Here is a 21,708-nt window from a genome sequence, read left to right as displayed (position 1 = left end):
GTCTCCGACGTGAAGCGGTCACCGGTGAGCTGCATTCCGTCACCCGAGTCACCCGCGAAACGGATGATCACTCGGTCGAGGCGGCGGACTTCCTTGGCGCCAGAGCTCCCGGGCGTGCGCTGCCCGCCGACAACAGCCTCTTCGGCCCCGTCGGTCTGCTCGGCTGTGCTACTGACCTGGCTGGTCACTGAACTGGACCTCCTTCGAGGCATGGCATCCCCAAGGCCAACCCTACGTCGCTAAGGGTGTCCTTCCTCGGGGTGCTCATATTCTGGACGGCTTTTTGAGACGGCCGGTTCAATTACGCCTATGTCTGACAGAGTGTCAGTTGATCAGGAATTCAGATAGGTGAGGACCGCCAATACCCGGCGGTGGTCCCCGTCACTCGGCGACAGGCCGAGTTTCATGAAGATGTTGCTGACGTGCTTCTCCACCGCTCCGTCGCTGACCACGAGCTGTTTCGCGACGGCCGAATTGGTGCGGCCCTCGGCCATCAGCCCCAGCACCTCGCGCTCGCGGGGGGTCAGCCCCGCCAGCACGTCCTGCTTGCGGCTGCGCCCCAGCAGCTGGGCCACGACCTCCGGGTCCAGGGCGGTGCCGCCCCGGGCGACCCGTACCACGGCCTCGGTGAACTCGCGGACCTCGGCCACGCGGTCCTTCAGGAGGTACCCCACGCCGGTACTGGAACCCGCCAGCAGCTCCGTGGCGTAACGCTCCTCCACGTACTGCGACAGCACCAGCACCCCTATGCCGGGATGGTCCCGGCGCAGGCGCACGGCCGCCCGCACCCCCTCGTCGGTGTGGGTCGGAGGCATCCGTACGTCCGCCACCACCACGTCCGGCACCGCGTTCTCGGCCGCGAGGTCCGCGACCGTCTTGATCAGGGCTTCCGCGTCCCCGACGCCGGCCACGACGTCATGCCCCCGGTCGGTCAGCAGCCGGGTCAGGCCCTCACGGAGCAGCACTGAGTCCTCGGCGATGACCACCCGCACCCTGTCTTCCACGTCTTGTGCGCTCCCCGTGTCCACTCGTGGTCGCCTCGTTACGGCTTCCTGCTGAGCCAAGCATCCCAGCCTTGCGGCCCGAACCAAGTCAGCCTGACAACGAGACGAATGAGGATCGTGGCGAAGTGCCCGAACGGGGAGGGTGCGGGGTGTCAGCGGCGGGCGGGGGTGGCGGTGCGGTCCCGCCAGGGCAGCTCGGCGGTCGCCGTGGTCCCGCCGCCGGCCGGGGAACGGATGATCAGTACGCCGTCCACGGCGTCCAGCCGCTCCCCGAGCCCCGCCAGCCCGCCGCCGGCCGCGGCCACCGCGCCGCCGCGGCCGTCGTCCGTCACCTGGAGCAGCAGCCGGCCGCCGGCCTTCCACACCTCCACCGAGGCGGCACGTGCCCCGGCGTGCTTGCTGATGTTCTGGAGGAGTTCGGAGACGGTGAAGTAGGCGATGCCTTCGATGGCTTCGGCGGGGCGGGTGGGGAGGTCGACGGTGACGCGTACGGGGACGGTGCAGCGGGAGGCGATGGCGGAGAGGGCGGCGTCGAGTCCGCGGTCGGTGAGGACGGCGGGGTGGATGCCGCGGGCGAGGTCGCGGAGTTCCTGGAGGGCGATCTTCACTTCGCCGTGTGCTTCGTCGACCATGCGGGCGGCTGCCTGGGGGTCTTCGGTGAGTTTTTCCCTGGCGAGTCCGAGGTCCATGGCGAGGGCGACGAGGCGGGCCTGGGCTCCGTCGTGGAGGTCGCGTTCGATGCGGCGGAGGTCGGCGGCGGCGGTGTCGACGACCACCCCCCGGTCCGACTCCAGCTCGCTGACCCGGCCGGCCAGCCGGGACGGGCCGAGCAGGCCCTTGACCAGCAGCGCGTCGACGGCCGTCAGGGCCCGCACCAGCCAGGGCGTGACCAGGGTGAGGGCCAGGCCGAGCAGGAAGGTCCCCATGATCCGGGCCGGACCGTCCAGGTAGTAGGTGTAGTCACCGTTCTGGAAGAGCTGGAGACCGGGCTGGTCGGTGAAGACCGGGAACACCCAGAACCAGAGCGGGTACGTCAGGAACATCCAGCCGTTGGCCCAGAAGGTCAGCGCCACGATGAAGGCGAACACCGACCACGGGAAGTGGAAGACGGAGTACACCACGTGCCGCCAGGCACTGCCGCTGCGGAGGATCGCCCCGATCCAGGGGAAGACACCCGGGCCGGCGGCCCGCACCGGCTCGGGGTCGGCGATGTCCAGGTCCAGCAGGGCGCGGGCCCGCGCCCGCTCGAACCGGCCGATGCCCCGGCACAGGGCCAGCAGGCCCGCGAGCACCGGGACGCCGAGGAAGGTGATCAGCAGGCCGGCGCCGAGGCTGATCCCGGTGATCGCCAGGGAGAACCAGAGGACGCTCAGCGGGAGCCCGAGCATCAGGTACCCGAACCCGCGCCAGGTCCGCCCCTCCAGTGGCGCCCGCAGGATCCGCACCGCCACCGGCACGGGCAGCCCGTCCGCTCCCGCCCTCGTCCTGCTGGTCATCTTCCGGCCCCGTTCTGTCCGTCGTCCTTACGGTCAACACCCTCGCCGCGGGCCCCTGGTCCGGGCCATGCGGCGGGTCGGCGTCCTGTACGGGGGGTTAACCCCACCCCGTGGGCCGGCCCCGCGGGTCAGCCCCGGCTCTGCGCGGCCGGAGCGGTGGCGGTGCGGTCCCGCCAGGGCAGCTCGGCGGTCACCGTGGTCCCGGCGCCCTCGGGGGAGTCGACGACGAAGACGCCGTCCACCGCGTCCAGCCGTTCCGCGAGTCCGGCCAGGCCGGACCCCGTGCCGGGATGCGCTCCGCCCCGCCCGTCGTCCGTGACGCGGAGCATCAGCCGGGTCCCGGGCCCGGTCCCGGACCGCCAGACCTCGACCTCGGCGCGCCGCGCGGCAGCGTGCTTGCTGATGTTCTGGAGGAGTTCGGAGACGGTGAAGTAGGCGATGCCTTCGATGGCTTCGGCGGGGCGGGTGGGGAGGTCGACGGTGACGCGTACGGGGACGGTGCAGCGGGAGGCGATGGCGGAGAGGGCGGCGTCGAGTCCGCGGTCGGTGAGGACGGCGGGGTGGATGCCGCGGGCGAGGTCGCGGAGTTCCTGGAGGGCGATCTTCACTTCGCCGTGTGCTTCGTCGACCATGCGGGCGGCTGCCTGGGGGTCTTCGGTGAGTTTTTCCCTGGCGAGTCCGAGGTCCATGGCGAGGGCGACGAGGCGGGCCTGGGCTCCGTCGTGGAGGTCGCGTTCGATGCGGCGGAGGTCGGCGGCGGCGGTGTCGACGACCACCCCCCGGTCCGACTCCAGCTCCGCGATGCGCCGCTCCAGCTCGTCGGAGGGCGAGAGCAGGCCCCGGACCATCGCCCGGTCCGCGTTCGCCAGGCCCCGCACCACCCAGGGCAGCACCGGCCACAGCACGAACAGCCCGGTCAGCACCACGGTGAAGGTCAGCACGCCCCAGGGCAGCCGGATCAGGTGGAAGAGCACGGTCCGCCAGGCCACCGGATCCTTGATCGCCGCCCACAGCCAGGGGAAGAACCCGCCCGACCGGCCCGGTCCGGGCAGCGGCGAGGGCTCGTCCACCCGGACGCCGAGCAGCATGCGGGCCCGTGCGCGTTCGAACCGTCCTGTCAGGCGGGACAGAAAAAGACCGGCTGCGAGCAGCGGCAGTCCGACGACCGTCACGGACATACCCCCGGCCGTGCCGATCATGAACACCGTGTAAACAAAACCGATGATCGTGACGGGCAGATTCGCCAGCGTGTATCCGATCTCTTTGCACGTATCTACGCTGAAAACAGCACGCACCGGCGAGGGCCGGTCGCTGTCCGGTCCCGGAGTGTTGACGCTCATGCGGCACAGCCTGTCAACCACAGGCTGCCGATGCCATGGGGTGCCCTTGTCTCAGTGAACGGGGGATAACCCCACCCCCCTGGAGGCAGGCCCTAGACTCCCGTCGGTACAGATCGTCGACAGCGGCCAAGAGGAGCGAGGAACGGACGTGCCAGACCCAACGGTATCGACCGTAACCGTGCTCGCGGCGGACTACTTCCGAAGCTATTCGGTCGTCGGCCTGCTCGCGGCTTTCGGTGTGCTCTTCGTGGCCGTGGCCTTCGGCGCGGGACGGCTGCTGCGGCCCGTCGTACCCACCGCCGAAAAGCTGCTGACCTACGAATGCGGTGTGGACCCGGTCGGCGAGGGCTGGGCGCACACCCAGGTCCGCTACTACGTCTACGCGTTCCTCTACGTCATCTTCGCCGTCGACTCGATCTTCCTGTTCCCGTGGGCGACGGTGTTCGACGCCGCCGGCTACGGGGCCACCACCCTGGTCGAGATGTTCATCTTCCTGGGCTTCCTGGCCGTCGGCCTGCTCTACGCGTACAAGAAGGGCGTCCTCGAATGGACGTGACACCGGAGCCCCAGCTGCTCCCGGAGCCCAAGCGCCTGGGAGTCCTCTCCCGCCTCGCCCCGGAGCCCATGAAGGTGGTCCTGAACTGGGGCCGCCGCTACAGCCTGTGGGTCTTCAACTTCGGCCTGGCCTGCTGCGCGATCGAGTTCATCGCCGCGTCCATGGCCCGGCACGACTTCATCCGGCTCGGGGTGATCCCGTTCGCGCCCGGCCCGCGCCAGGCCGACCTGATGATCGTCTCGGGCACGGTCACCGACAAGATGGCCCCGGCGGTCAAGCGGCTCTACGAGCAGATGCCGGAGCCCAAGTACGTGATCTCCTTCGGCGCCTGCTCGAACTGCGGCGGCCCCTACTGGGACTCGTACTCCGTCACCAAGGGCGTGGACCAGATCATTCCGGTCGACGTCTACGTGCCCGGCTGCCCGCCCCGCCCCGAGGCGCTGCTGCAGGGCATCCTCAAGCTGCAGGAGAAGATCGCCCGGGAGTCGCTGGCCGCGCGCTACACCGCCGACCGGCCGTCGCCCTCGGTGGCGCAGCTGACCAGCCCCCTCGTGAAGGGGCCGGACGCGTGAACCTGTACGACTCCCTGCCCGACGCCGCCCCCGAGGTCTTCGGCGCGGAGGCCGTCGCCGACCTCTCCTACGACGTCCTCACCGTAGACGTGCCCGTCGGCTCCTGGATCTCCGCACTGGAGACCGCCCGGGACAAGCTGGGCTGCACCTACTTCGACTGGCTGAGCGCGGTCGACGAGCCGGGCACCGGCTTCCGGATCTGCGCGCACGTGGTCGCCCTGGAGGGTCACCGCGTACGCCGGCTGCTGCTGCGCACCACCGTCCCGCACTCCGCGCCGTCCCTGCCCTCGGCGGTGAACGTCTACGCGGGCGCTTCCTGGCACGAGCGCGAGACGTACGAGATGTTCGGCGTGACCTTCACCGACCACCCGCACCTCGTCCCGCTGCTGCTGCCCGAGAACTTCGAAGGGCACCCGCTGCGGAAGGACTTCGTCCTCGCGGCCCGCGTCGCCAAGGCCTGGCCCGGAGCCAAGGAGCCGGGCGAGGGCGCGGACACCGGCGGCCCGAAGCGGCGCACCATGCTGCCGCCGGGTGTGCCGGACCCCAACGAGTGGGGCCCGCTCAAGGGCCAGCTTCCGCCGGCCCCGGCCCGGCCCGCCCGCACCCCGCGCGCCGCGGGCGACCGTCCGGCCCGCGCCCCGCGCGAGGGCGCGCCGGTACGCCGCGCCCGCTCCGTCGCGGAGGGCTCCGCCAGCCAGGCGCCCGACGCCGTGACCCCGGCCGGGGCGGCCGAGGGTACGGCCCCGGAGGCCCCGGTGCGTCCGGTCCGCCGTGCCCGCACGGCGGCCCAGGGCTCCGCGAGCCAGACGGACGCGGCGGCCGCCCCGCCCGAGGAAAGCGGAGCAACCGCTTCCGACGCCGGCGCGCCGACCGAGCCCCCGGCCCGCCCCGCGCGCCGCACCCGCTCGGCCGCCGACGGCTCCGCGAGCCAGAGTGCTCCCGCCGGAGCTCCCGCCGAGGGCGAGGACGGCACTGCTGCCGAGCGCCCGGTCCGCCGGACCGCGCCGCGCAGCAGCGACGCGCCCTGGCACAACCCGAAGCCCGCCTTCGGCGAGCCGGAAAGCCCGGCCGCACCGGCCGAGCGGCCGGACGAACCCGCCGAAGCCGCAGGCGAAGGCGAGGGCGGCGAAGCCGCCAAGACCACCCGACCCGACCCCGACAACGGAGGCGACGCGTGAACGACGCACTCGACGTCGCGCTGCGACTCATCGTCGTCTTCGCGGTCTTCCTCGTGCTGCCGCTCGTCGTCGGACAGACGGAGCACAAGGTGATGGCCCACATGCAGGGCCGTCTCGGCCCGATGTACGCCGGCGGCTTCCACGGCTGGGCGCAGCTCGTCGCGGACGGCGTGAAGTTCGCGCAGAAGGAGGACGTCGTCCCGGCCAACGCCGACCGGCGCATCTTCCAGCTCGCGCCCGCCGTCGCCCTGCTCCCCTACCTCCTCGTGCTGATCGCCATCCCGATCGGCCCCGGCGAGGGCGCGGTCGGGCAGGTCATCGACGCCGGCGTGTTCTTCGTGCTGGCCGTCATGGGCGTCGGGATCCTCGGCAGCCTGATGGCCGGCTGGGCCTCGGCCAACAAGTTCTCCCTGCTCGGCGGTCTCCGCACCGCCGCCCAGCTGCTCGCCTACGAGCTCCCCATGCTGCTCGCGGCCGCCTCGGTCGCGATGGCCGCCGGCACCGTCTCGCTCCCCGGCATCGTCGGGGCCTTCGAGTGGTGGTGGCTGCCCTGGCAGATCGTCGGCGCGATCGTGTTCTTCACCGCCGGCCTCGCCGAACTGCAGCGTCCCCCCTTCGACATGCCCGTGGCCGACTCCGAGATCATCTTCGGCGCGTACACCGAGTACACCGGTCTGCGCTTCGCGCTGTTCCTGCTCGCCGAGTACGCCGGCATCGTCGTGCTCTGCGCGCTCACCAGCGTCCTCTTCCTCGGCGGCTGGCACGGCCCGTTCGGCGGTGACGACCTCGGCTGGTTCTGGACCCTGCTGAAGACCGCAGTGCTCGCCTTCCTCGTCATCTGGCTGCGGGTCACCTACCCGCGACTGCGCGAGGACCAGCTGCAGCGGCTCGCCTGGACCACTCTCATCCCGCTCGCGCTCGCCCAGATCGCGCTCACCGGCATCGTGAAGGTGGCGATCCCCTAATGCCCATCCCCGGATCCGGTCTGGCCAAGGGCCTGGCCGTCACCCTGCGCACGATGACGAAGCGCTCGCACACCGCGCAGTACCCCGAGGTGCAGCCGGAACTCCCGCCGCGCACCCGCGGGGTCATCGGCCTGTTCGAGGAGAACTGCACGGTCTGCATGCTCTGCGCCCGTGAGTGCCCGGACTGGTGCATCTACATCGACTCCCACAAGGAGACGGTCCCGGCCGCCACCCCCGGCGGCCGCGAGCGCAGCCGCAACGTCCTCGACCGTTTCGCCATCGACTTCTCCCTCTGCATGTACTGCGGCATCTGCATCGAGGTGTGCCCCTTCGACGCCCTCTTCTGGTCGCCGGAGTTCGAGTACGCGGAGACGGACATCCGCGAACTCACCCACGAGCGCGACAAGCTGCGCGAGTGGATGTGGACCGTCCCGGCCCCGCCCGCCCTCGACCCGGCCGCCGAAGAGCCCAAGGAGCTCTCCGCCGCCCGCAAGGCGGTCGAGAAGGCGGAGGCCGAAGCTGCCGCCGCAGCTGCCGCCGCGGCCGAGGCTGCGACCGCCGAGGCCACGACCGCCGACGCGGCGGACCGGACCGACCCCGACGCGCCGGCCGGAGGTGCCGCGTGACCCACACCGCCCTCCTCGCCGCCGCCCAGGGCAACGGCTTCATGTCCCCGACCGGCGTAGAGATCACCTTCCTGCTCGTCGGCCTCGCCACCCTCGGCGCGGCCGTCGTCACCGTCACCACCCGGCAGCTGGTGCACGCCGCGCTCTGGCTGGTGGTGGCGCTGGGCGGGATCGCCGTCGAGTACCTCCTGCTGACCGCCGAGTTCGTCGCCTGGGTGCAGGTGCTGATCTACCTCGGTTCCGTGGTGGTCCTCCTCCTCTTCGGTCTGATGCTCACCAAGGCGCCCATCGGCCGCTCCCCGGACGCCGACTCCGGCAACCGCCCGGTCGCCCTCGCGGTCGCCGTCGTCGCAGCCGTGGCCCTCGTCTGGGTCGTGGTCGACGCCTTCCGCGCCACCTGGATCGACCTCGACACGGTCCAGGGCTCCACCGGGGTGACCGGCGAGATCCTCTTCCGGCACTGGGTGCTGCCCTTCGAAGCGCTCTCCGTGCTGCTGCTGGCCGCGCTGATCGGAGCCATCGTGCTGTCCCGCAAGACCGGCACCGCCGAGACGGGCACCGCGAAGACCGGCACCGCCGCAGGCGACGACACCGTGAAGGGCAAGCGCTGATGCACCTCGCCTACCCCGCCGTGCTGGCGGTGCTCCTCTTCTGCACGGGCCTGTACGGAGTCCTCGCGCGCCGCAACGCCATCCTGGTGCTGATGTCGGTCGAGCTCATGCTCAACGCCGTCAACCTCAACCTGGTCGCCTTCGACGTCTGGCTGCGCGACACCCTGCACGCCGGCCAGGCCCTCACCCTCTTCACCATCGCCATCGCCGCCGCCGAGATCGGCATCGGCCTGGCCATCGTGCTGATGGTGTACCGCAACCGGGGCACGTCCGACGTCGACCGGCTCCGGGACACCACCGAGGGCCACGAGCCCGCTCCGACCGCCGAGACCGCTACCGCCGAGGCCGCCGCGTGACCACCACGACCCTCGCCGCCCTCGTCCCGCTCCTTCCCTTCCTGGGATCGGCGGGCGGATTCCTGCTCGGCCGCACCGCCCCCGGATTCGTCCGGCCGCTCGCCGTGCTGCCCACCCTGGCCGCGGCCGTGCTGGCCGTCCTCGTCGCCGTACGCCAGGGTGGCGGCGACCCGATCCTGGCCTCGACGGAACTCACCCCGACCGGCTCGGTGCCGATCGACCTCGCGCTGAACATCGACGGCTTCGCCGCCCTCGTGGCCGTCCTGGTCGGTGTCGTCGCCACCTGCGTACAGCTCTACTCGACGGCCTACCTGCGCGAGGACCCGCGCTACCCGTCCTACGCCGCCCTGGTCTCGCTGTTCACCTCCGCCATGCTGCTCGTCGTCTACTCCGGCGACCTGATGGTGCTGCTGGTCGGCTGGGAAGTCATGGGCATCTGCTCGTACTTCCTCGTCGGCCACTACTGGGAGACCGAAGCGGCCCGCTCCGCCTCCCTCAAGGCCTTCCTCGTCACCAAGCTCGGCGACGTGCCGTTCCTGATCGGCCTGTTCGCGCTCGCAGCCGACGCCAAGTCCTTCGAGATCACCGAGATCCTCGTCATCGTCCGCGAAGGGGGCCTGGACCACCCGACGCTGATCGCACTGCTGCTGCTGGCCGGCGTCGCGGGCAAGTCCGCGCAGTTCCCGCTGCACACCTGGCTCCCCGACGCCATGGCAGGCCCGACCCCCGTCTCCGCGCTGATCCACGCCGCGACGATGGTCGCCGCCGGCGTCTACTTCATCGCCCGTCTCCTCCCGGTCTTCGAGGCCTCCCGGGCCGCGCTGGTCGTGATGGCGGTCATGGCGGCCGTGACGATGATCGGCTCCGGACTCGCCGCCCTGGCCCAGGACGACATCAAGCGCGTTCTCGCCTACTCCACGGTCGGCCAGCTCGGCTACATGATCGGCGCGCTGGCCGTCGGCGACCGCTCCGCCGCCGTCTTCCACCTCCTGTCCCACGGCTTCTTCAAGGCCCTGCTCTTCCTCGGCGCCGGCGTGATCATCCACGCCGCCGGGACGAACTCGCTGTCCGCCATGTCCCGGATGGACGGCCTGAAGAAGCGCATCCCGGACACCTTCTGGACGATGACGATCGCGCTGCTCGCGCTCGCCGCCCTGCCCCCCTTCGCCGGCTTCTTCTCCAAGGAAGCCGTCCTCGTCGCCGCCGAGCACGCCGCCACCGGACACACCGGGGACGTGCCCGGCGCGGCCGGCTGGCTGGTCCTCGTCGCCGGTGTGCTGACCGCCCTGCTCACCGCCGCCTACGCGATGCGGCTGTGGCTGATGGCCTTCCGCGGCCGGGGCGCCGCGGCCCCCGACCACGGCAGGGAGCCGTTCGCCATGACCGGCGTGCTGTGGCTGCTGGCCGTCCCCACGGTCGGTTTCGGCCTCGCCGCGGGACCGCTCGCCGACTGGTTCGACGGCACCCCGCTCAGCCCGACCCTGACCACCTCGGTCCTCGGCACGGGCGCCGCGGTCATCGGCGGATTCCTCAGCTACGCCCTGTGGCAGCGCGCCTCGGCGTCCACCGTCCGCGGGGTGCCCGCGGCCGTCGCCGCAGCCGAGTCCGAGGCCGAGACCCCCGAGGTCGCCGAGGTCACCCACGACCACCCGGCCGCCCCGGCGGGACCGGTCCCCGACCCCGGCAAGGCACTCCTCGGCCCGCTCTACCCGCACGCGCACGTCGGCTTCCACCTCGACGCCGTCTACGACGTCCTGTTCGTCCGCCCCGTACGCGCCGCGGCGCGCCTGGTCCGCTTCCTGGACCGCGAGGTCGTCGACACCTACGTCCGCGGCGCGGGAACCGGCGCCGGATGGCTCGGCGCCCTGGTGCGCCGCGCCCAGACCGGCAACGTGCAGAGCTACCTGAGCGCCCTGTTCGCCGGTGCCGTGGTCCTGGCGATCGCCACCGCCGTCCTCGCCAACCTCAACGCCGGATCGTGAGCCGTGAGTCAGCCGTGATTGATATCAGCGCATCCGTGATGCAGTTCCTTCTGGCGTTCACCGTGGCCCTGCCGCTCCTCGGCGCGGCCGCGGCCCTCCTGCCGCCCCCGCCCGGACTCAAGGGCCGCAGCCCCGAGCAGGCGGTGCTCCGCCACGGCGTGACCGTGACCGGAGCCGTCCTCGCCGCGGCCGTCGCCCTCACCCTCGGCTTCGACCACGACGACCCGTCCCGCTTCCAGGCGACGACGGACATCAGCTGGATCCCGGCGCTGAACGTCCGCATCCACCTCGGCATCGACGGCATCTCGCTCCCCCTCCTCCTGATGACCGCGCTGCTGTTCTTCCTCTGCGCGGTGTACAGCTACTTCAAGCTCCCCGCGGGCCCCTCCCCGAAGGCCTTCGTCGCGCTGCTCCTGGTCCTGGAGTCCGGCACCCTGGCCACCTTCGCGGTCCTCGACCTGCTGCTGTTCTTCCTCGCCTTCGAGATGGTGCTCATCCCGATGTACTTCCTCATCGCCCGCTGGGGCGGTGCACAGCGGCAGGCCGCCGCCTGGAAGTTCATCCTCTACACGCTGCTCGGCTCCGTGGTCATGCTGCTCGGCCTGCTGCTGATCGGCGTCAACGCGGGCACGTTCGACATGGTGGCACTGGCCTCCGACAACGGCCGCGAACTCAGTCACACCACCCAGCTCCTGGCGGTCCTCGCCATCGGCATCGGCCTCGCCGTGAAGACCCCGATGTGGCCGCTGCACAGCTGGCTCCCGGACGCCCACACGGCCGCCCCGACCGTCGGCTCCGTCCTGCTGGCCGGCGTCCTGCTCAAGATGGGCACGTACGGGTTCGTGCGGATCCTGCTGCCCGCCACCCCCGACGGCATGCAGACCCTCGCCCCCTACCTGGCGGCGTTCGCCGCCGTCGGGATCATCTACGGGTCCCTGGCCTGCCTCGCGCTCGCCCGCAAGGGAGCCAAGGGCGACCTCAAGCGCCTGATCGCGTACTCCTCCGTCGGCCACATGGGCTTCGTGCTCCTCGGCATCGCGACCATGACCCCCACCGGTGTCAACGGCGCGCTGTTCGCGAACATCGCCCACGGCCTGATCACCGGCCTCCTCTTCTTCCTGGTCGGCGCGCTCAAGGACCGCTACGGCAGCACCGACCTCGACACCCTCGCCGGGGCCACCGGCGCCGCCCTCTACGGCCGCGCCCCCCGCTTCGGCGCGCTGCTCGCCTTCGGCGCCGTGGCCTCCCTCGGCCTGCCCGGCCTGGCCGGCTTCTGGGGCGAGATGCTCGCCCTGTTCGGCGCCTTCGACCCGGCCGAGGGCCTGTCCCGGCCCGCCTTCCTCACCTTCATGGCGATCGGCGCGTTCGGCACCCTGCTCACCGCCGCGTACCTCCTGATCGTCGTACGGCGGGTGTGCATGGGCGATCCGGCGGCACTGCCCGAGGCGGCCCCGGCCGCGGTGGCCGACGTCCGGCACTACGAGTTCGCCGCCTGGACCCCGCTCGTCGCCCTCACCGTCCTCGCCGGCCTGTGGCCCGCGGTCCTCCTCGGCCTCACCGACCCGGCCGTCCAGAAGCTCCTCGCAGGAGGCAACGCATGACGGCCCTCGCCGCCACCGGCGCCGCCAGTCTCGTCCAGACCGTCGACTGGCTCGCCATCGCGCCCGTGGTCATCCCGGCCACCGTGGCCCTGCTCGTCCTCGTCGCCGACCTCTTCGCCGACGACAAGCGCAAGCCGCTCCTCGGCTGGATCTCGGTGGCCGGCCTGGCCGCCGCGACCGCCACCCTGCTGCCGCTGCGCGGCGAGGACCGGTCCACCTTCTGCCTGGTCGCCGACCCGGCCGTCTCGGCCACCTCGGCCGGCACCGCCGCCTGCAGCTACACCGCCGACTCGTTCACGCTGGTCATCCAGCTGCTGGTGCTGGGCGGCGCCCTGGTCACCGCCCTGCTGTCGGTCACCTCCGTCCGCGAGACCGGAATGCCCGCCGGCGAGTACTGGTTCCTGCTGCTGTCCTCGGCCGCCGGCGCGGCCCTGCTGCCCGCCTCCCGCGACCTCGCCACCCTGATCGTCGCCCTCGAAGTCGCCTCGCTGCCCGCGTTCGCGCTCGTCGGCCTGCGCCGCGGCGACCGGATGTCCTCCGAGGCCGCCCTCAAGTTCTTCCTCTCCTCGGTCACCGCGACCGCCGTCTCGCTGCTGGGCGTCAGCTTCGTCTACGGCGCCACCGGCACCCTGCACCTCGCCCTGCTCGCCGACCGGCTGGAGGACGTCCCCGGTCAGCTCGACACCCTCGCCATGGCGGGCGTGGCGCTCACCCTCGTCGGCTTCGCCTTCAAGACCGCCGCGGTCCCCTTCCACTTCTGGGTCCCCGACACCTACGTCGGCGCGCCGCTGCCCATCGCCGGCTACCTCTCGGTCATCGGCAAGGCCGTCGGCTTCACCGGCCTCATCCTGGTCACCGTGATCGCCTTCCCGGCGTACTCCGACATCTGGGGCCCGGCCCTGGCCGTCCTCGCCGCGCTGACCATGACCCTGGGCAACGCCGCCGCGCTGCGCCAGTCCCCGGACCGCCCGCACAGCGCCGTACGGCTGCTCGCCTGGTCCTCCGTCGGCCAGGCCGGGTACCTGCTGGTCCCGATCGCCGCGGCCGCGTACACGGAGCGCGACGCGATCGGCTCCACCGTGGCCTACGCCCTGATGTACGCCGCGGTGAACCTGGGCGCCTTCGCCGTCGCCGCGCTGGTGGCCCGGACCAGCCCGGCCAACCGGATCGCCGACTACCGCGGCCTGTACCACCGGCATCCGGCCACCGCCCTCGCGATGGCCTTCTTCCTGCTCTGCCTGGCCGGTCTGCCGCCGGGCATCATCGGGCTCTTCGCCAAGGTCACCGTCTTCCAGTCCGCGGTCGACGCGGGCCTGGGCTGGCTGGCCGTGGTGATGGCGGTCAACGTGGTCATCGCCCTCTACTACTACCTGCAGTGGACGGCGATCCTCTTCCGCGCCCCGGAGACGGCCGAAGGGGAGGCCCCGCAGGCCGGACAGGCCCAGGAGGCCGGCCAGGCCCCGCAGCGGGTCCGGACCCCGGCCCCGGTCACCGTCGCCATCGCCCTCACCGGCGTGGTCGCGGTGGTCCTCTCGGGCGCCCCGCAGATCGTCCTGCGCTTCGCCGCGACCAGCCTCTTCCCGCAGTAGCGGATCACCCGTACGGAGCAACGCCCCTCCGGGGCGGCACGGCAGGGCCCGGGAACCAGGCCCACTCGCCTGGCGTTGACCAGGCAGGGAGGGTCCACTGGACCGTAGCCCCACGGACCCATGACGGGGCCCCTGCCGCACCACCTGGAGGGCGTACCGTGCACCGCCGGCACAACGGGCTGAAGACCGCCGTACTCCTCGGCGGGCTGTCCGCACTCATCATCCTCATCGGGAGCTTCTTCGGACGGACCGGCCTGATCGTGGCCGTCTTCGTCGCCCTGGCGACCAATGCCTACGCGTACTGGAACAGCGACAAGCTGGCTCTACGCGCGATGCGCGCCCGCCCGGTCAGCGAGTTCGAGGCGCCCGCGCTCTACCGGATCGTGCGCGAGCTCTCCACCTCCGCACGCCAGCCGATGCCCCGGCTCTACATCTCGCCGACCGAGGCGCCGAACGCCTTCGCGACCGGCCGGAATCCGCGCAACGCCGCCGTGTGCTGCACCGAGGGCATCCTCCGGATCCTCGACGAGCGCGAGCTGCGCGGGGTCATCGGCCACGAGCTGAGCCACGTCTACAACCGCGACATCCTGATCTCCTCGGTCGCCGGAGCCCTGGCTTCCGTGATCATGTTCCTGGTGAACTTCGCCTGGCTGATCCCGGTGGGCCGGTCCGACGACGACGAGGGCCCCGGCCTGATCGGCCTGCTGCTGGTCGCGATCCTGGGTCCGCTGGCCGCGTCCGTGATCCAGCTGGCCATCAGCCGCTCCCGGGAGTACGAGGCCGACGCCTCCGGTTCCCAGCTCACCGGCGACCCGCTGGCCCTGGCCAGTGCGCTGCGCAAGCTGGACGCGGGCACCAAGCAGCTCCCGCTGCCACCCGAGCCGCGCCTGGAAACGGCCAGTCACATGATGATCGCGAACCCGTTCCGGCCGGGGCAGGGCATCTCGAAGCTGTTCTCCACCCACCCGCCCATGGCCGAGCGCATCGCCCGGCTCGAACAGATGGCAGGTCATCAGCCGTGAAGACGCTCCTCAACATCATCTGGCTCGTCCTCAGCGGATTCTGGCTGTTCCTCGGCTACTGTCTGGCCGGCCTGATCCTCTGCATCACGATCATCGGCATCCCCTTCGGCATCGCCGCCTTCCGGATCGCCGTCTACGCGCTCTGGCCGTTCGGCTACACCACGGTCGAGCGGCGTGACGCGGGCGCTCCGTCCTGCGTGGGCAACGTGCTGTGGCTGGTCCTCGCGGGCTGGTGGCTGGCCCTCGGGCACATCGTCACCGGTATCGCCCTGTGCATCACCATCATCGGGATCCCGTTCGGCATCGCGAACTTCAAGATGATCCCGATCTCCCTGCTGCCGCTGGGCCGCGAGATCGTCCGTACGGACGCGCCCTTCGCCTCCCGCTGACGCCGCTCCGGGCACTGCCCGCCTCCGGCACCCGGGCCCTGTGGTCCGTCCGCCGGACGGACCACAGGGCCCGGGTGCCGCGCGTCGTGTGCCGCGGGTCGAGATCCGCGGCTCAGCGGATCTCGTAGATCCCGATCCGGCCGTTGTCGAGCACCTTGGTGGTCAGGCCGGCCAGCTCCGGGGCCTCCTTGCCGGCCTTGCGGTTGACGAACAGGAAGCGCACCCCGTGGCGGTCCCGCAGCTCCGCGAGCAGGCCGGCGGTGGGCCGGGTGAAGGCCTCGTCGTTCTTCCGCAGCAGCTCTTGGTCCCAGAAGTCCGGGGAACCGGTGGCCATCAGGCGCGGGGCGAACGCCCATCCCTCGACCAGCACCGAGCGCTCCGCGTAGCCGCTCAGCGCGAAGGCGTTGCGGTTGGCGCACGCGGACTGCGGGGTCTTGAAGTCGTCCTGCGACCAGCAGTGCTCGTTGGTCGCGACGACGTCCTCCGGGCGGCTGTGGTCGCGCAGCCAGCGGGCCGCTTCCACCTTGGAGGCCGGCAGCGGGAAGCTGCCCCAGACGGTCGGGTCCATGGCCGGCTTGCTCCGCAGGTCCGACACCAGGGCCGGGGCGCCCGCCAGCAGTGCCGCGGTCAGCACCACGATGCCGAAGCGGCCCCGCAGGCCGGTCCACCTGCGGCCGGCCACCCACCACAGCAGCCCGACGACGGCCAGGGCGAGGGCCCCCAGCAGCGCGGCGGCCAGGATCGGGACCAGGGCCCGGGCGGGCCCGGCGCCCGCGGCGAAGAGCGAGTGCCGGTCCGGGTTCCACTCCTTCAGCCCGCTCGCGAGGCGTTCGGCGAACGCGGTGCCGCGGAAGACCACGAGGTAGGTCAGAGCGAGCGTGAAGACCGCGGAGGCGAGGGCCAGCAGCAGGACGCCGCGCCGGGAGAGCCGGGCGCGCTCGAAGGACTCGCAGTAGCCCCAGGCCGAGAGGATCACGCCGAGCGCGAGGCCCGCGTGGGTGAAGTAGCTGGAATTCCAGCCGTTGAGCGTGAGATAGACGCCGGGGCCGGCGATCGCGCCACCGAGCAGGAACCACTGGACGGCGTCGAGCTTGAGGCGGCCGCGCCACAGGAGCGGAAGGACGCCGGCCATGCGCAGCTGGGTGTTGAGCAGGAACCCGAGGAACACCAGGGCGCCCAGGACGATCTGGGTTCCGGTCGAGCGGAGCTCCTGGGAGTTGTTCCAGAAGACCTGGAGGTTGGAGAACGGCGTGGCCTGCAGGCCGTAACTCTTGAACCGGAAGATGACGGCGGTGGCGAAGAGCTGTGCGGCACCGACCGCGGCACCCATGCCCACCACGGTCCACGGGATCCTGCGGGTGCGGATCAGCAGGGCCAGGCCGGCCACCGCCAGACCGGCCAGCACCACAGGCAGCGACGTGGCCTTGGCCGCCGAGGAGGCCAGCGCGAACAGCGCCACGAGCACCAGGACCGCACGCCGGCCGAGCACCGGAACCCGGTTCTCCGGTCCGCCGTTGCGCAGCCCGTCGCCCGCGACACCGATCAGGGCCAGCAGCAGCGGCTGGCTGTACGTCATCGAGACGCTCGCCCACACCATCAGGGTGGTCTGCGGGGAACCGAACGGGGTCCACGCGGGCGTGGCGTTGAACTCGCCGATCGCGAAGATCAGCAGCGCGGCGACCGGGCCGGCCCAGGCCCTGCCGGTCAGCCGCCAGGCGACCACCGCGGTGACGGCCATGGTGAGCGCGCAGAGCATCGGCAGCATCAGCCGCAGCTGGACGACCGTGAGGTCCAGTCCGCCGACCATGCCGGTCATGGCCTCGTGGACGAAGGAGAACCAGTGGTACTCGTGGGGTTCCCCGGCGACCTGGGGGAGCGTCAGGGGGAAGTTGTGCTTGGCGTTCCCGGCCAGCGACATCTGGTACGGGAGGTCGACGAAGATCTTCGTCGTCTCCGACGTCGGCAGGATCGGGTTCCGGCTGAGGTAGGTGCGGTAGAGGTAGCCGGAGGTGATCACCGTGGTCGCGGCGACCGCCCAGGACCAGCCCAGCGGCGCCCGGGCGTAACCGCGCACCCACCAGTGCCGCCGCAGCCGGGGCACCGCGGCGAACGGCACCACCACGGCGAGCGGCCACAGGACGGCCACCGACTGGATGCCCAGGGACATGAGCACGGCCCAGGCGGCGAGTTCCAGCGCCAGGCCGGTGACGGCGCCGAGGGCGAGGTCCTCGATCAGGGTGTGCGGGGTGCGCCGCAGCGCGCGGTAGACCAGGGTGCCGGGCAGCAGCACCCCCCACAGCACGTAGAACGCGTACCGGGCGATGTCGGCGACCGGGGTGTCGGAGGCCACCAGCGTGCCGGCGAGCACCGCCACGGCGACGACGGCCGGAAGGAACCGCGGCAGAAGGCCGCCCCGTTGACTGTCTCCCTCACCCGCGCGCGGGTCCGCATCCGGAATTCGCCCACCCGTTTCCCGGGGGGCGGCGTGCAATGTGCCCATGTAGAGGCCCGCGCTCCTGTTATATCGATCGATCTCGTACAAGATTATTAGATCTCGTGTACTAGGATTTCCGGGCCGCGATCAAACGAGGAACCAAAAGAACAGGGGCAACTGTGCAGGGCGCGTCCACCACGCCGGTGCTTTCGGTCGTCGTACCCATGTACAACGAGGAAGAGGCCCTCCCGGCCCTGGTGGCCAGGCTCCGCCCGGCCCTCGACGGCACCGGAGCCGGCTACGAGGTCATCGCCGTGGACGACGGCAGCGCCGACCGCACCGCCGAACTCCTCGAGGAATTCCGCACCGGCTGGCCCGAGCTCCGCATCGTCAGTCTGCGCGGCAACTCCGGCCACCAGGCCGCCCTCACCGCGGGCCTGCACAGCTCCAAGGGCGCCTACGTGGCCAGCATCGACGCCGACCTCCAGGACCCGCCGGAGAAGATTCCGGAGATGCTCGACCTGGCGCGCGCCGAGAACCTCGACATCGTCTACGGCGTCCGCGACGACCGCAGCACCGACACCGGCTTCAAGCGGAACACCGCCGGCGCCTACTACTGGCTGATGCGGCGTCTGGTCGGCAAGCAGGTCCCCTCCCAGGCGGGCGACTTCCGCCTGCTCAGCCGCGAGGCCGTCGAGGCGCTGAAGCGGCTGCCCGACCAGCAGCAGGTCTACCGCCTGCTGGTGCCGTGGCTCGGCTTCCCCAGCGGCCAGGTCACCTACCACCGCGACGAGCGCGTGGCCGGCGAGACCAAGTACCCGCTCGGCAAGATGATCCGTCTCGCGGTCGACAGCATCACCAACTTCTCCGCCGCCCCGCTGCGCATCGCGACCTGGCTCGGCGCGGGCACCTTCGTGGTCTGCCTGCTGCTGATGGCCGTCACCCTGGGCATCTACCTGACCGGCCAGACCGTGCCGGGCTGGACCTCGCTCTTCATCTCGATGCTCTTCCTCGGCGGCGTGCAGCTCATCTGCGTCGGCCTGCTCGGCGAGTACATCGGCCGCATCTACACGGCCGTGCAGCGCAGGCCCACGTACTTCATCGGCTACGACTCCGACGCACCGGCCGGCCGGACGGCGCGGCCGGCCGCGGATTCCACCAGGGACTCCACCGCGGATTCCACCGCGGATCCCGCCGGGGAGCGCGTCACCGCGGGCGTCTGACGCCCCCGCGGCGCGCCGCGTACGCCAGCGCCCCGAGTCCGAGCACGGCCGCCCCGGTGACCACCGAGGCGGCCGGCAGTGCGAAGGCGACGACCACGCAGCCGGCCAGCCCGACCCCGGCGCGCACCCGTCCGGGCCTCCTCCAACCCGCTCCCTCCGCCGGCAGCGTCCACGCGGACGCGTTCGCGATCGCGTAGTAGACGAGCACGCCGAAGGAGGAGAAGCCGATCGCGCCCCGGAGGTCCGCGGTGGCGGCCAGCACCGCCACCACCGCACCCACCGCGAGCTCGGCGTGGTGCGGCACCTGGTACCGCGGGTGTACGGCGGCCAGAGTGCGGGGCAGGTGCCCGTCGCGCGCCATGGCCAGGGTGGTCCGGGACACCCCGAGCACCAGCGACAGCAGCGCGCCGAGGGCCGCCAGCGCCGCGCCCGCCTGGACCACGGGCGCGAGCCCCGGCCGTCCGGCCTCCCGGACCGCGTCGGCCAGCGGGGCCGCCGAACCGGCCAGGCCGGGGGCGCCCAGCACGGACAGCACGGCCAGTGCCACCGCCGCGTACACCGCAAGCGCGATCCCCAGCGCGATCGGGACGGCGCGCGGGATCGTCCGCTCCGGATCGCGCACCTCCTCGCCCAGGGTGGTGATCCGCGCATAGCCGGCGAAGGCGAAGAACAGCAGCCCGGCGGCCTGCAGCAGACCCCAGGCCCCGCCGGGCTCGCCCGCCCCGCCGTCCCACAGCCGGTCCGTCCCGGCCGCCCCGGAGCCCAGGCAGACCACCACGACCCCGGCCAGCACGGCCAGCACCACGGCGACGATCACCCGGGCGATCCGCGCCGACTTCTGCACACCGCCGTAGTTCGCGGCGGTCAGCGCCACCACGGCGGCCACCGCCACCGCCTGCGCCTGCTCCGGCCACAGGTACGCGCCCACGGTCAGCGCCATCGCCGCACAGGACGCGGTCTTGCCGACCACGAAGGCCCAGCCCGCCAGGTATCCCCAGAACGGGCCCAGCCGTTCGCGCCCGTACACGTACGTCCCGCCGGAGGACGGGTAACGGGCCGCCAGCCGCGCCGAGGAGTGCGCGTTGCAGTACGCCACGACCGCGGCCACCGCCAGGGCCGCCAGCAGCGCTCCGCCCGTGCCGGCCGCCTTCGCCGCCGGCCCGAACGAGGCGAAGATCCCGGCGCCGACCATGGCCCCCAGTCCGACGACGACCGCGTCGGACACCCCCAGAGTGCGTCTCAGCTGTTGTTCCACGGGCGGAGGGTAGCCCGGCTAGGTTGCGCCTTCGTGGCCGGGTGCCATCGGTCCCGGGGCCATCGGGCCGGGCGGCACCGGGCCGGGCGGCAGCGCGGTCCGCTGCCGCTCCCACCCCTCCAGGGCCGTCAGCCAGGCGTGGTCCATGTGGCGCAGCCCGCTCAGGTCCAGCCGCACCGGCCGGTCCCCCGGCAGCGCGTCCAGGACGTCCAGCAGTTTCGGCAGCCGCAGGAAGCTGGCGTTGCCCGCCACCCGCAGACACAGCCCCTCGCCCTCCCGCACCTGCTCGACCTGCACGTGGGAGGTCTCCCAGGCGGCCTTCGCCACGGCCAGGCCGAGGCCCACCAGCACCCCCTCGAACAGATTGGTGGCCACGATCGCCCCCGCGGTCACCACCAGGACCACCGCCTCGCCCCGGTGCGTCCGCCACAGTGCGGCCACCGCCCGCCCCGGGACCAGCTTCCATCCCGCGTGCAGCAGCACCCCCGCCAGCGAGGCCAGCGGAACCGCCCGCAGCAGCCCGGGCAGGAACACCGCGAAGAGCACCAGCCAGCCGCCGTGCAGCACCCGCGAGGCCCGGGTCCGCGCGCCCGCCTCCACGTTGGCCGAACTGCGCACGATCACGGCGGTCATCGGCAGGGCCCCCAGCAGCCCGCACACCGAGTTGCCCAACCCCTGCGCCACGAGCTCCCGGTCGTAGTCCGTACGCGGCCCGTCGTGCATCCGGTCCACGGCCGCCGCGCTGAAGAGGGTCTCCGCGGACGCGATCAGCGCCAGGGCCAGTACGGTCCCGGCCGCCCCGGTGCCGGCCAGCACCGCGAGGTCCGCCGGGCCCGGCGGGTCCACGGCGGCCCACACGCCCTCCACCGTGACCCGCTGCACCGGGAGGTGCAGCAGTACGGCGCTCGCCGAGGCCGCCGCCACCCCGGCCAGGGCGCCGGGTACGACCCGGACCCGGGCGGGCATCCGGCGCCAGCCCACCGTGACGAGCACCGTGCCCGCGCCCAGCCCCACCGCGGCCCAGTCCCACTGCGCGAGGAGCCCGGGCAGGGCACCGATCTTCTCCAGGGTCCCGCCCGGCGCGGTCACGTCCCCGACGGCGTAGAGCTGCCCGGCGATCAGCACGAGACCGATCCCGGCCAGCATCCCCTGGACCACCGCCACCGAGATCGCCCGGAACCAGCGGCCCAGCCGGAGCATCCCCATGCCCAGCTGCACCAGGCCGGCCGCGAGCACCAGCACGCCCAGCGCCCGTGGCCCGTGTGCCAGCAGCGCCTCGTACACGAGCACCGTCAGCCCCGCCGCGGGCCCGCTGACCTGGAGCGAACTCCCGCGGAACCAGCCCGTCACCAGGCCGCCCACGACCCCCGTGACGATCCCCAGCTCGGCGGGCACACCGGAGGCGACGGCCACCCCCACGCAGAGCGGCAGCGCGACCAGCGCGACGACCACGGACGCCCCGAGATCGTCGCGGAACGTATCGGCCCCGGTCATGAGAACCCCCCTCCT

At 72.2% G+C, this 21,708-nt stretch carries 20 protein-coding genes; 13 read left to right on the top strand and 7 right to left on the bottom strand.

The genetic code is table 11. The features are described 5' to 3' along the window. The 4 genes from ACGFQ9_RS18130 to ACGFQ9_RS18115 form a co-directional block, all read right to left on the bottom strand. Positions 1-188, bottom strand: a 188-nt coding sequence (locus ACGFQ9_RS18130; RefSeq protein ID WP_393574755.1) for a hypothetical protein, incomplete at its 3' end; no start/stop codon positions are given. Between the two features lie 144 nt (positions 189-332). Then, positions 333-992, bottom strand: a complete 660-nt coding sequence (locus ACGFQ9_RS18125) for a LuxR C-terminal-related transcriptional regulator (protein WP_393574782.1) — start codon at positions 990-992, stop codon at positions 333-335. A gap of 164 nt (positions 993-1,156) precedes the next feature. Next, positions 1,157-2,500 carry a sensor histidine kinase gene (locus ACGFQ9_RS18120; RefSeq protein WP_393574754.1) on the bottom strand — a complete coding sequence of 448 codons (1,344 nt, stop codon included), beginning with the start codon at positions 2,498-2,500 and terminating at the stop codon, positions 1,157-1,159. A 128-nt stretch (positions 2,501-2,628) separates the two neighbouring features. After that, on the bottom strand, positions 2,629-3,840 hold the full coding sequence (locus ACGFQ9_RS18115) for a sensor histidine kinase (RefSeq protein ID WP_393574753.1): 1,212 nt from the start codon (positions 3,838-3,840) through the stop codon (positions 2,629-2,631). 148 nt (positions 3,841-3,988) lie between these two features. Here ACGFQ9_RS18115 and ACGFQ9_RS18110 point away from each other — a divergent pair, with 148 nt between their 5' ends. The 12 genes from ACGFQ9_RS18110 to ACGFQ9_RS18055 all read left to right on the top strand — a co-directional run bounded on the left by ACGFQ9_RS18110 (position 3,989) and on the right by ACGFQ9_RS18055 (position 15,287). Beyond that, complete coding sequence (locus ACGFQ9_RS18110) at positions 3,989-4,396, top strand: NADH-quinone oxidoreductase subunit A (RefSeq protein WP_365105583.1); 408 nt, start codon at positions 3,989-3,991, stop codon at positions 4,394-4,396. Continuing rightward, positions 4,387-4,968: an NADH-quinone oxidoreductase subunit B gene (locus ACGFQ9_RS18105; RefSeq protein ID WP_393574752.1), complete on the top strand. Its 582-nt coding sequence runs from the start codon at positions 4,387-4,389 to the stop codon at positions 4,966-4,968. Before ACGFQ9_RS18110 ends, ACGFQ9_RS18105 begins: the two co-directional genes overlap by 10 nt. Next, the gene (locus tag ACGFQ9_RS18100; RefSeq protein WP_393574751.1) at positions 4,965-6,146 is read left to right on the top strand and encodes an NADH-quinone oxidoreductase subunit C; all 1,182 of its coding nucleotides are present in this window, start codon (positions 4,965-4,967) and stop codon (positions 6,144-6,146) included. The genes ACGFQ9_RS18105 and ACGFQ9_RS18100 overlap by 4 nt, the downstream gene beginning before the upstream one ends. Then, positions 6,143-7,111, top strand: a complete 969-nt coding sequence (locus tag ACGFQ9_RS18095; RefSeq protein ID WP_393574750.1) for an NADH-quinone oxidoreductase subunit H — start codon at positions 6,143-6,145, stop codon at positions 7,109-7,111. The genes ACGFQ9_RS18100 and ACGFQ9_RS18095 overlap by 4 nt, the downstream gene beginning before the upstream one ends. Then, entirely contained in the window at positions 7,111-7,737 is a 627-nt protein-coding gene (locus tag ACGFQ9_RS18090) for a NuoI/complex I 23 kDa subunit family protein (protein WP_393574749.1), read from the top strand. Before ACGFQ9_RS18095 ends, ACGFQ9_RS18090 begins: the two co-directional genes overlap by 1 nt. A 41-nt stretch (positions 7,738-7,778) precedes the next feature. Continuing rightward, complete coding sequence (locus tag ACGFQ9_RS18085) at positions 7,779-8,348, top strand: NADH-quinone oxidoreductase subunit J (RefSeq protein WP_393574781.1); 570 nt, start codon at positions 7,779-7,781, stop codon at positions 8,346-8,348. Beyond that, on the top strand, positions 8,348-8,704 hold the full coding sequence (gene nuoK / locus ACGFQ9_RS18080) for an NADH-quinone oxidoreductase subunit NuoK (RefSeq protein WP_393574748.1): 357 nt from the start codon (positions 8,348-8,350) through the stop codon (positions 8,702-8,704). Before ACGFQ9_RS18085 ends, nuoK begins: the two co-directional genes overlap by 1 nt. Further along, positions 8,701-10,686, top strand: coding sequence for an NADH-quinone oxidoreductase subunit L (locus ACGFQ9_RS18075; protein WP_393574747.1), 1,986 nt, complete (start codon positions 8,701-8,703; stop codon positions 10,684-10,686). Before nuoK ends, ACGFQ9_RS18075 begins: the two co-directional genes overlap by 4 nt. Positions 10,687-10,700: 14 nt before the next feature. After that, positions 10,701-12,287 carry a NuoM family protein gene (locus ACGFQ9_RS18070; protein WP_393574746.1) on the top strand — a complete coding sequence of 529 codons (1,587 nt, stop codon included), beginning with the start codon at positions 10,701-10,703 and terminating at the stop codon, positions 12,285-12,287. Then, positions 12,284-13,876: an NADH-quinone oxidoreductase subunit N gene (locus tag ACGFQ9_RS18065; RefSeq protein ID WP_393574745.1), complete on the top strand. Its 1,593-nt coding sequence runs from the start codon at positions 12,284-12,286 to the stop codon at positions 13,874-13,876. The genes ACGFQ9_RS18070 and ACGFQ9_RS18065 overlap by 4 nt, the downstream gene beginning before the upstream one ends. A 158-nt stretch (positions 13,877-14,034) precedes the next feature. Then, on the top strand, positions 14,035-14,898 hold the full coding sequence (htpX, locus tag ACGFQ9_RS18060) for a zinc metalloprotease HtpX (RefSeq protein ID WP_393574744.1): 864 nt from the start codon (positions 14,035-14,037) through the stop codon (positions 14,896-14,898). After that, the gene (locus tag ACGFQ9_RS18055) at positions 14,895-15,287 is read left to right on the top strand and encodes a YccF domain-containing protein (protein ID WP_393574743.1); all 393 of its coding nucleotides are present in this window, start codon (positions 14,895-14,897) and stop codon (positions 15,285-15,287) included. The genes htpX and ACGFQ9_RS18055 overlap by 4 nt, the downstream gene beginning before the upstream one ends. A gap of 112 nt (positions 15,288-15,399) precedes the next feature. On the opposite strand, the gene ACGFQ9_RS18050 is transcribed toward ACGFQ9_RS18055, so the two are convergent. After that, the gene (locus ACGFQ9_RS18050) at positions 15,400-17,661 is read right to left on the bottom strand and encodes a hypothetical protein (protein WP_393574742.1); all 2,262 of its coding nucleotides are present in this window, start codon (positions 17,659-17,661) and stop codon (positions 15,400-15,402) included. Between the two features lie 284 nt (positions 17,662-17,945). Between ACGFQ9_RS18050 and ACGFQ9_RS18045 the strand changes: the two genes are divergently transcribed. Then, on the top strand, positions 17,946-18,944 hold the full coding sequence (locus tag ACGFQ9_RS18045; RefSeq protein ID WP_393574780.1) for a glycosyltransferase family 2 protein: 999 nt from the start codon (positions 17,946-17,948) through the stop codon (positions 18,942-18,944). On the opposite strand, the gene ACGFQ9_RS18040 is transcribed toward ACGFQ9_RS18045, so the two are convergent. Together ACGFQ9_RS18040 and ACGFQ9_RS18035 are read right to left on the bottom strand one after the other, a co-directional pair. Then, complete coding sequence (locus ACGFQ9_RS18040) at positions 18,928-20,199, bottom strand: APC family permease (RefSeq protein ID WP_393574741.1); 1,272 nt, start codon at positions 20,197-20,199, stop codon at positions 18,928-18,930. The genes ACGFQ9_RS18045 and ACGFQ9_RS18040 overlap by 17 nt on opposite strands. 18 nt (positions 20,200-20,217) lie before the next feature. After that, positions 20,218-21,693: a SulP family inorganic anion transporter gene (locus tag ACGFQ9_RS18035; protein ID WP_393574740.1), complete on the bottom strand. Its 1,476-nt coding sequence runs from the start codon at positions 21,691-21,693 to the stop codon at positions 20,218-20,220. Positions 21,694-21,708: the final 15 nt, after the last annotated feature.

Origin of the sequence: Streptomyces sp. NPDC048603, from assembly GCF_043199475.1 — a bacterium.
Lineage (GTDB): Bacteria > Actinomycetota > Actinomycetes > Streptomycetales > Streptomycetaceae > Streptomyces.
Note: the sequence above shows the minus strand (reverse complement) of the source record. Positions and strands in the feature narration are given on the sequence as shown.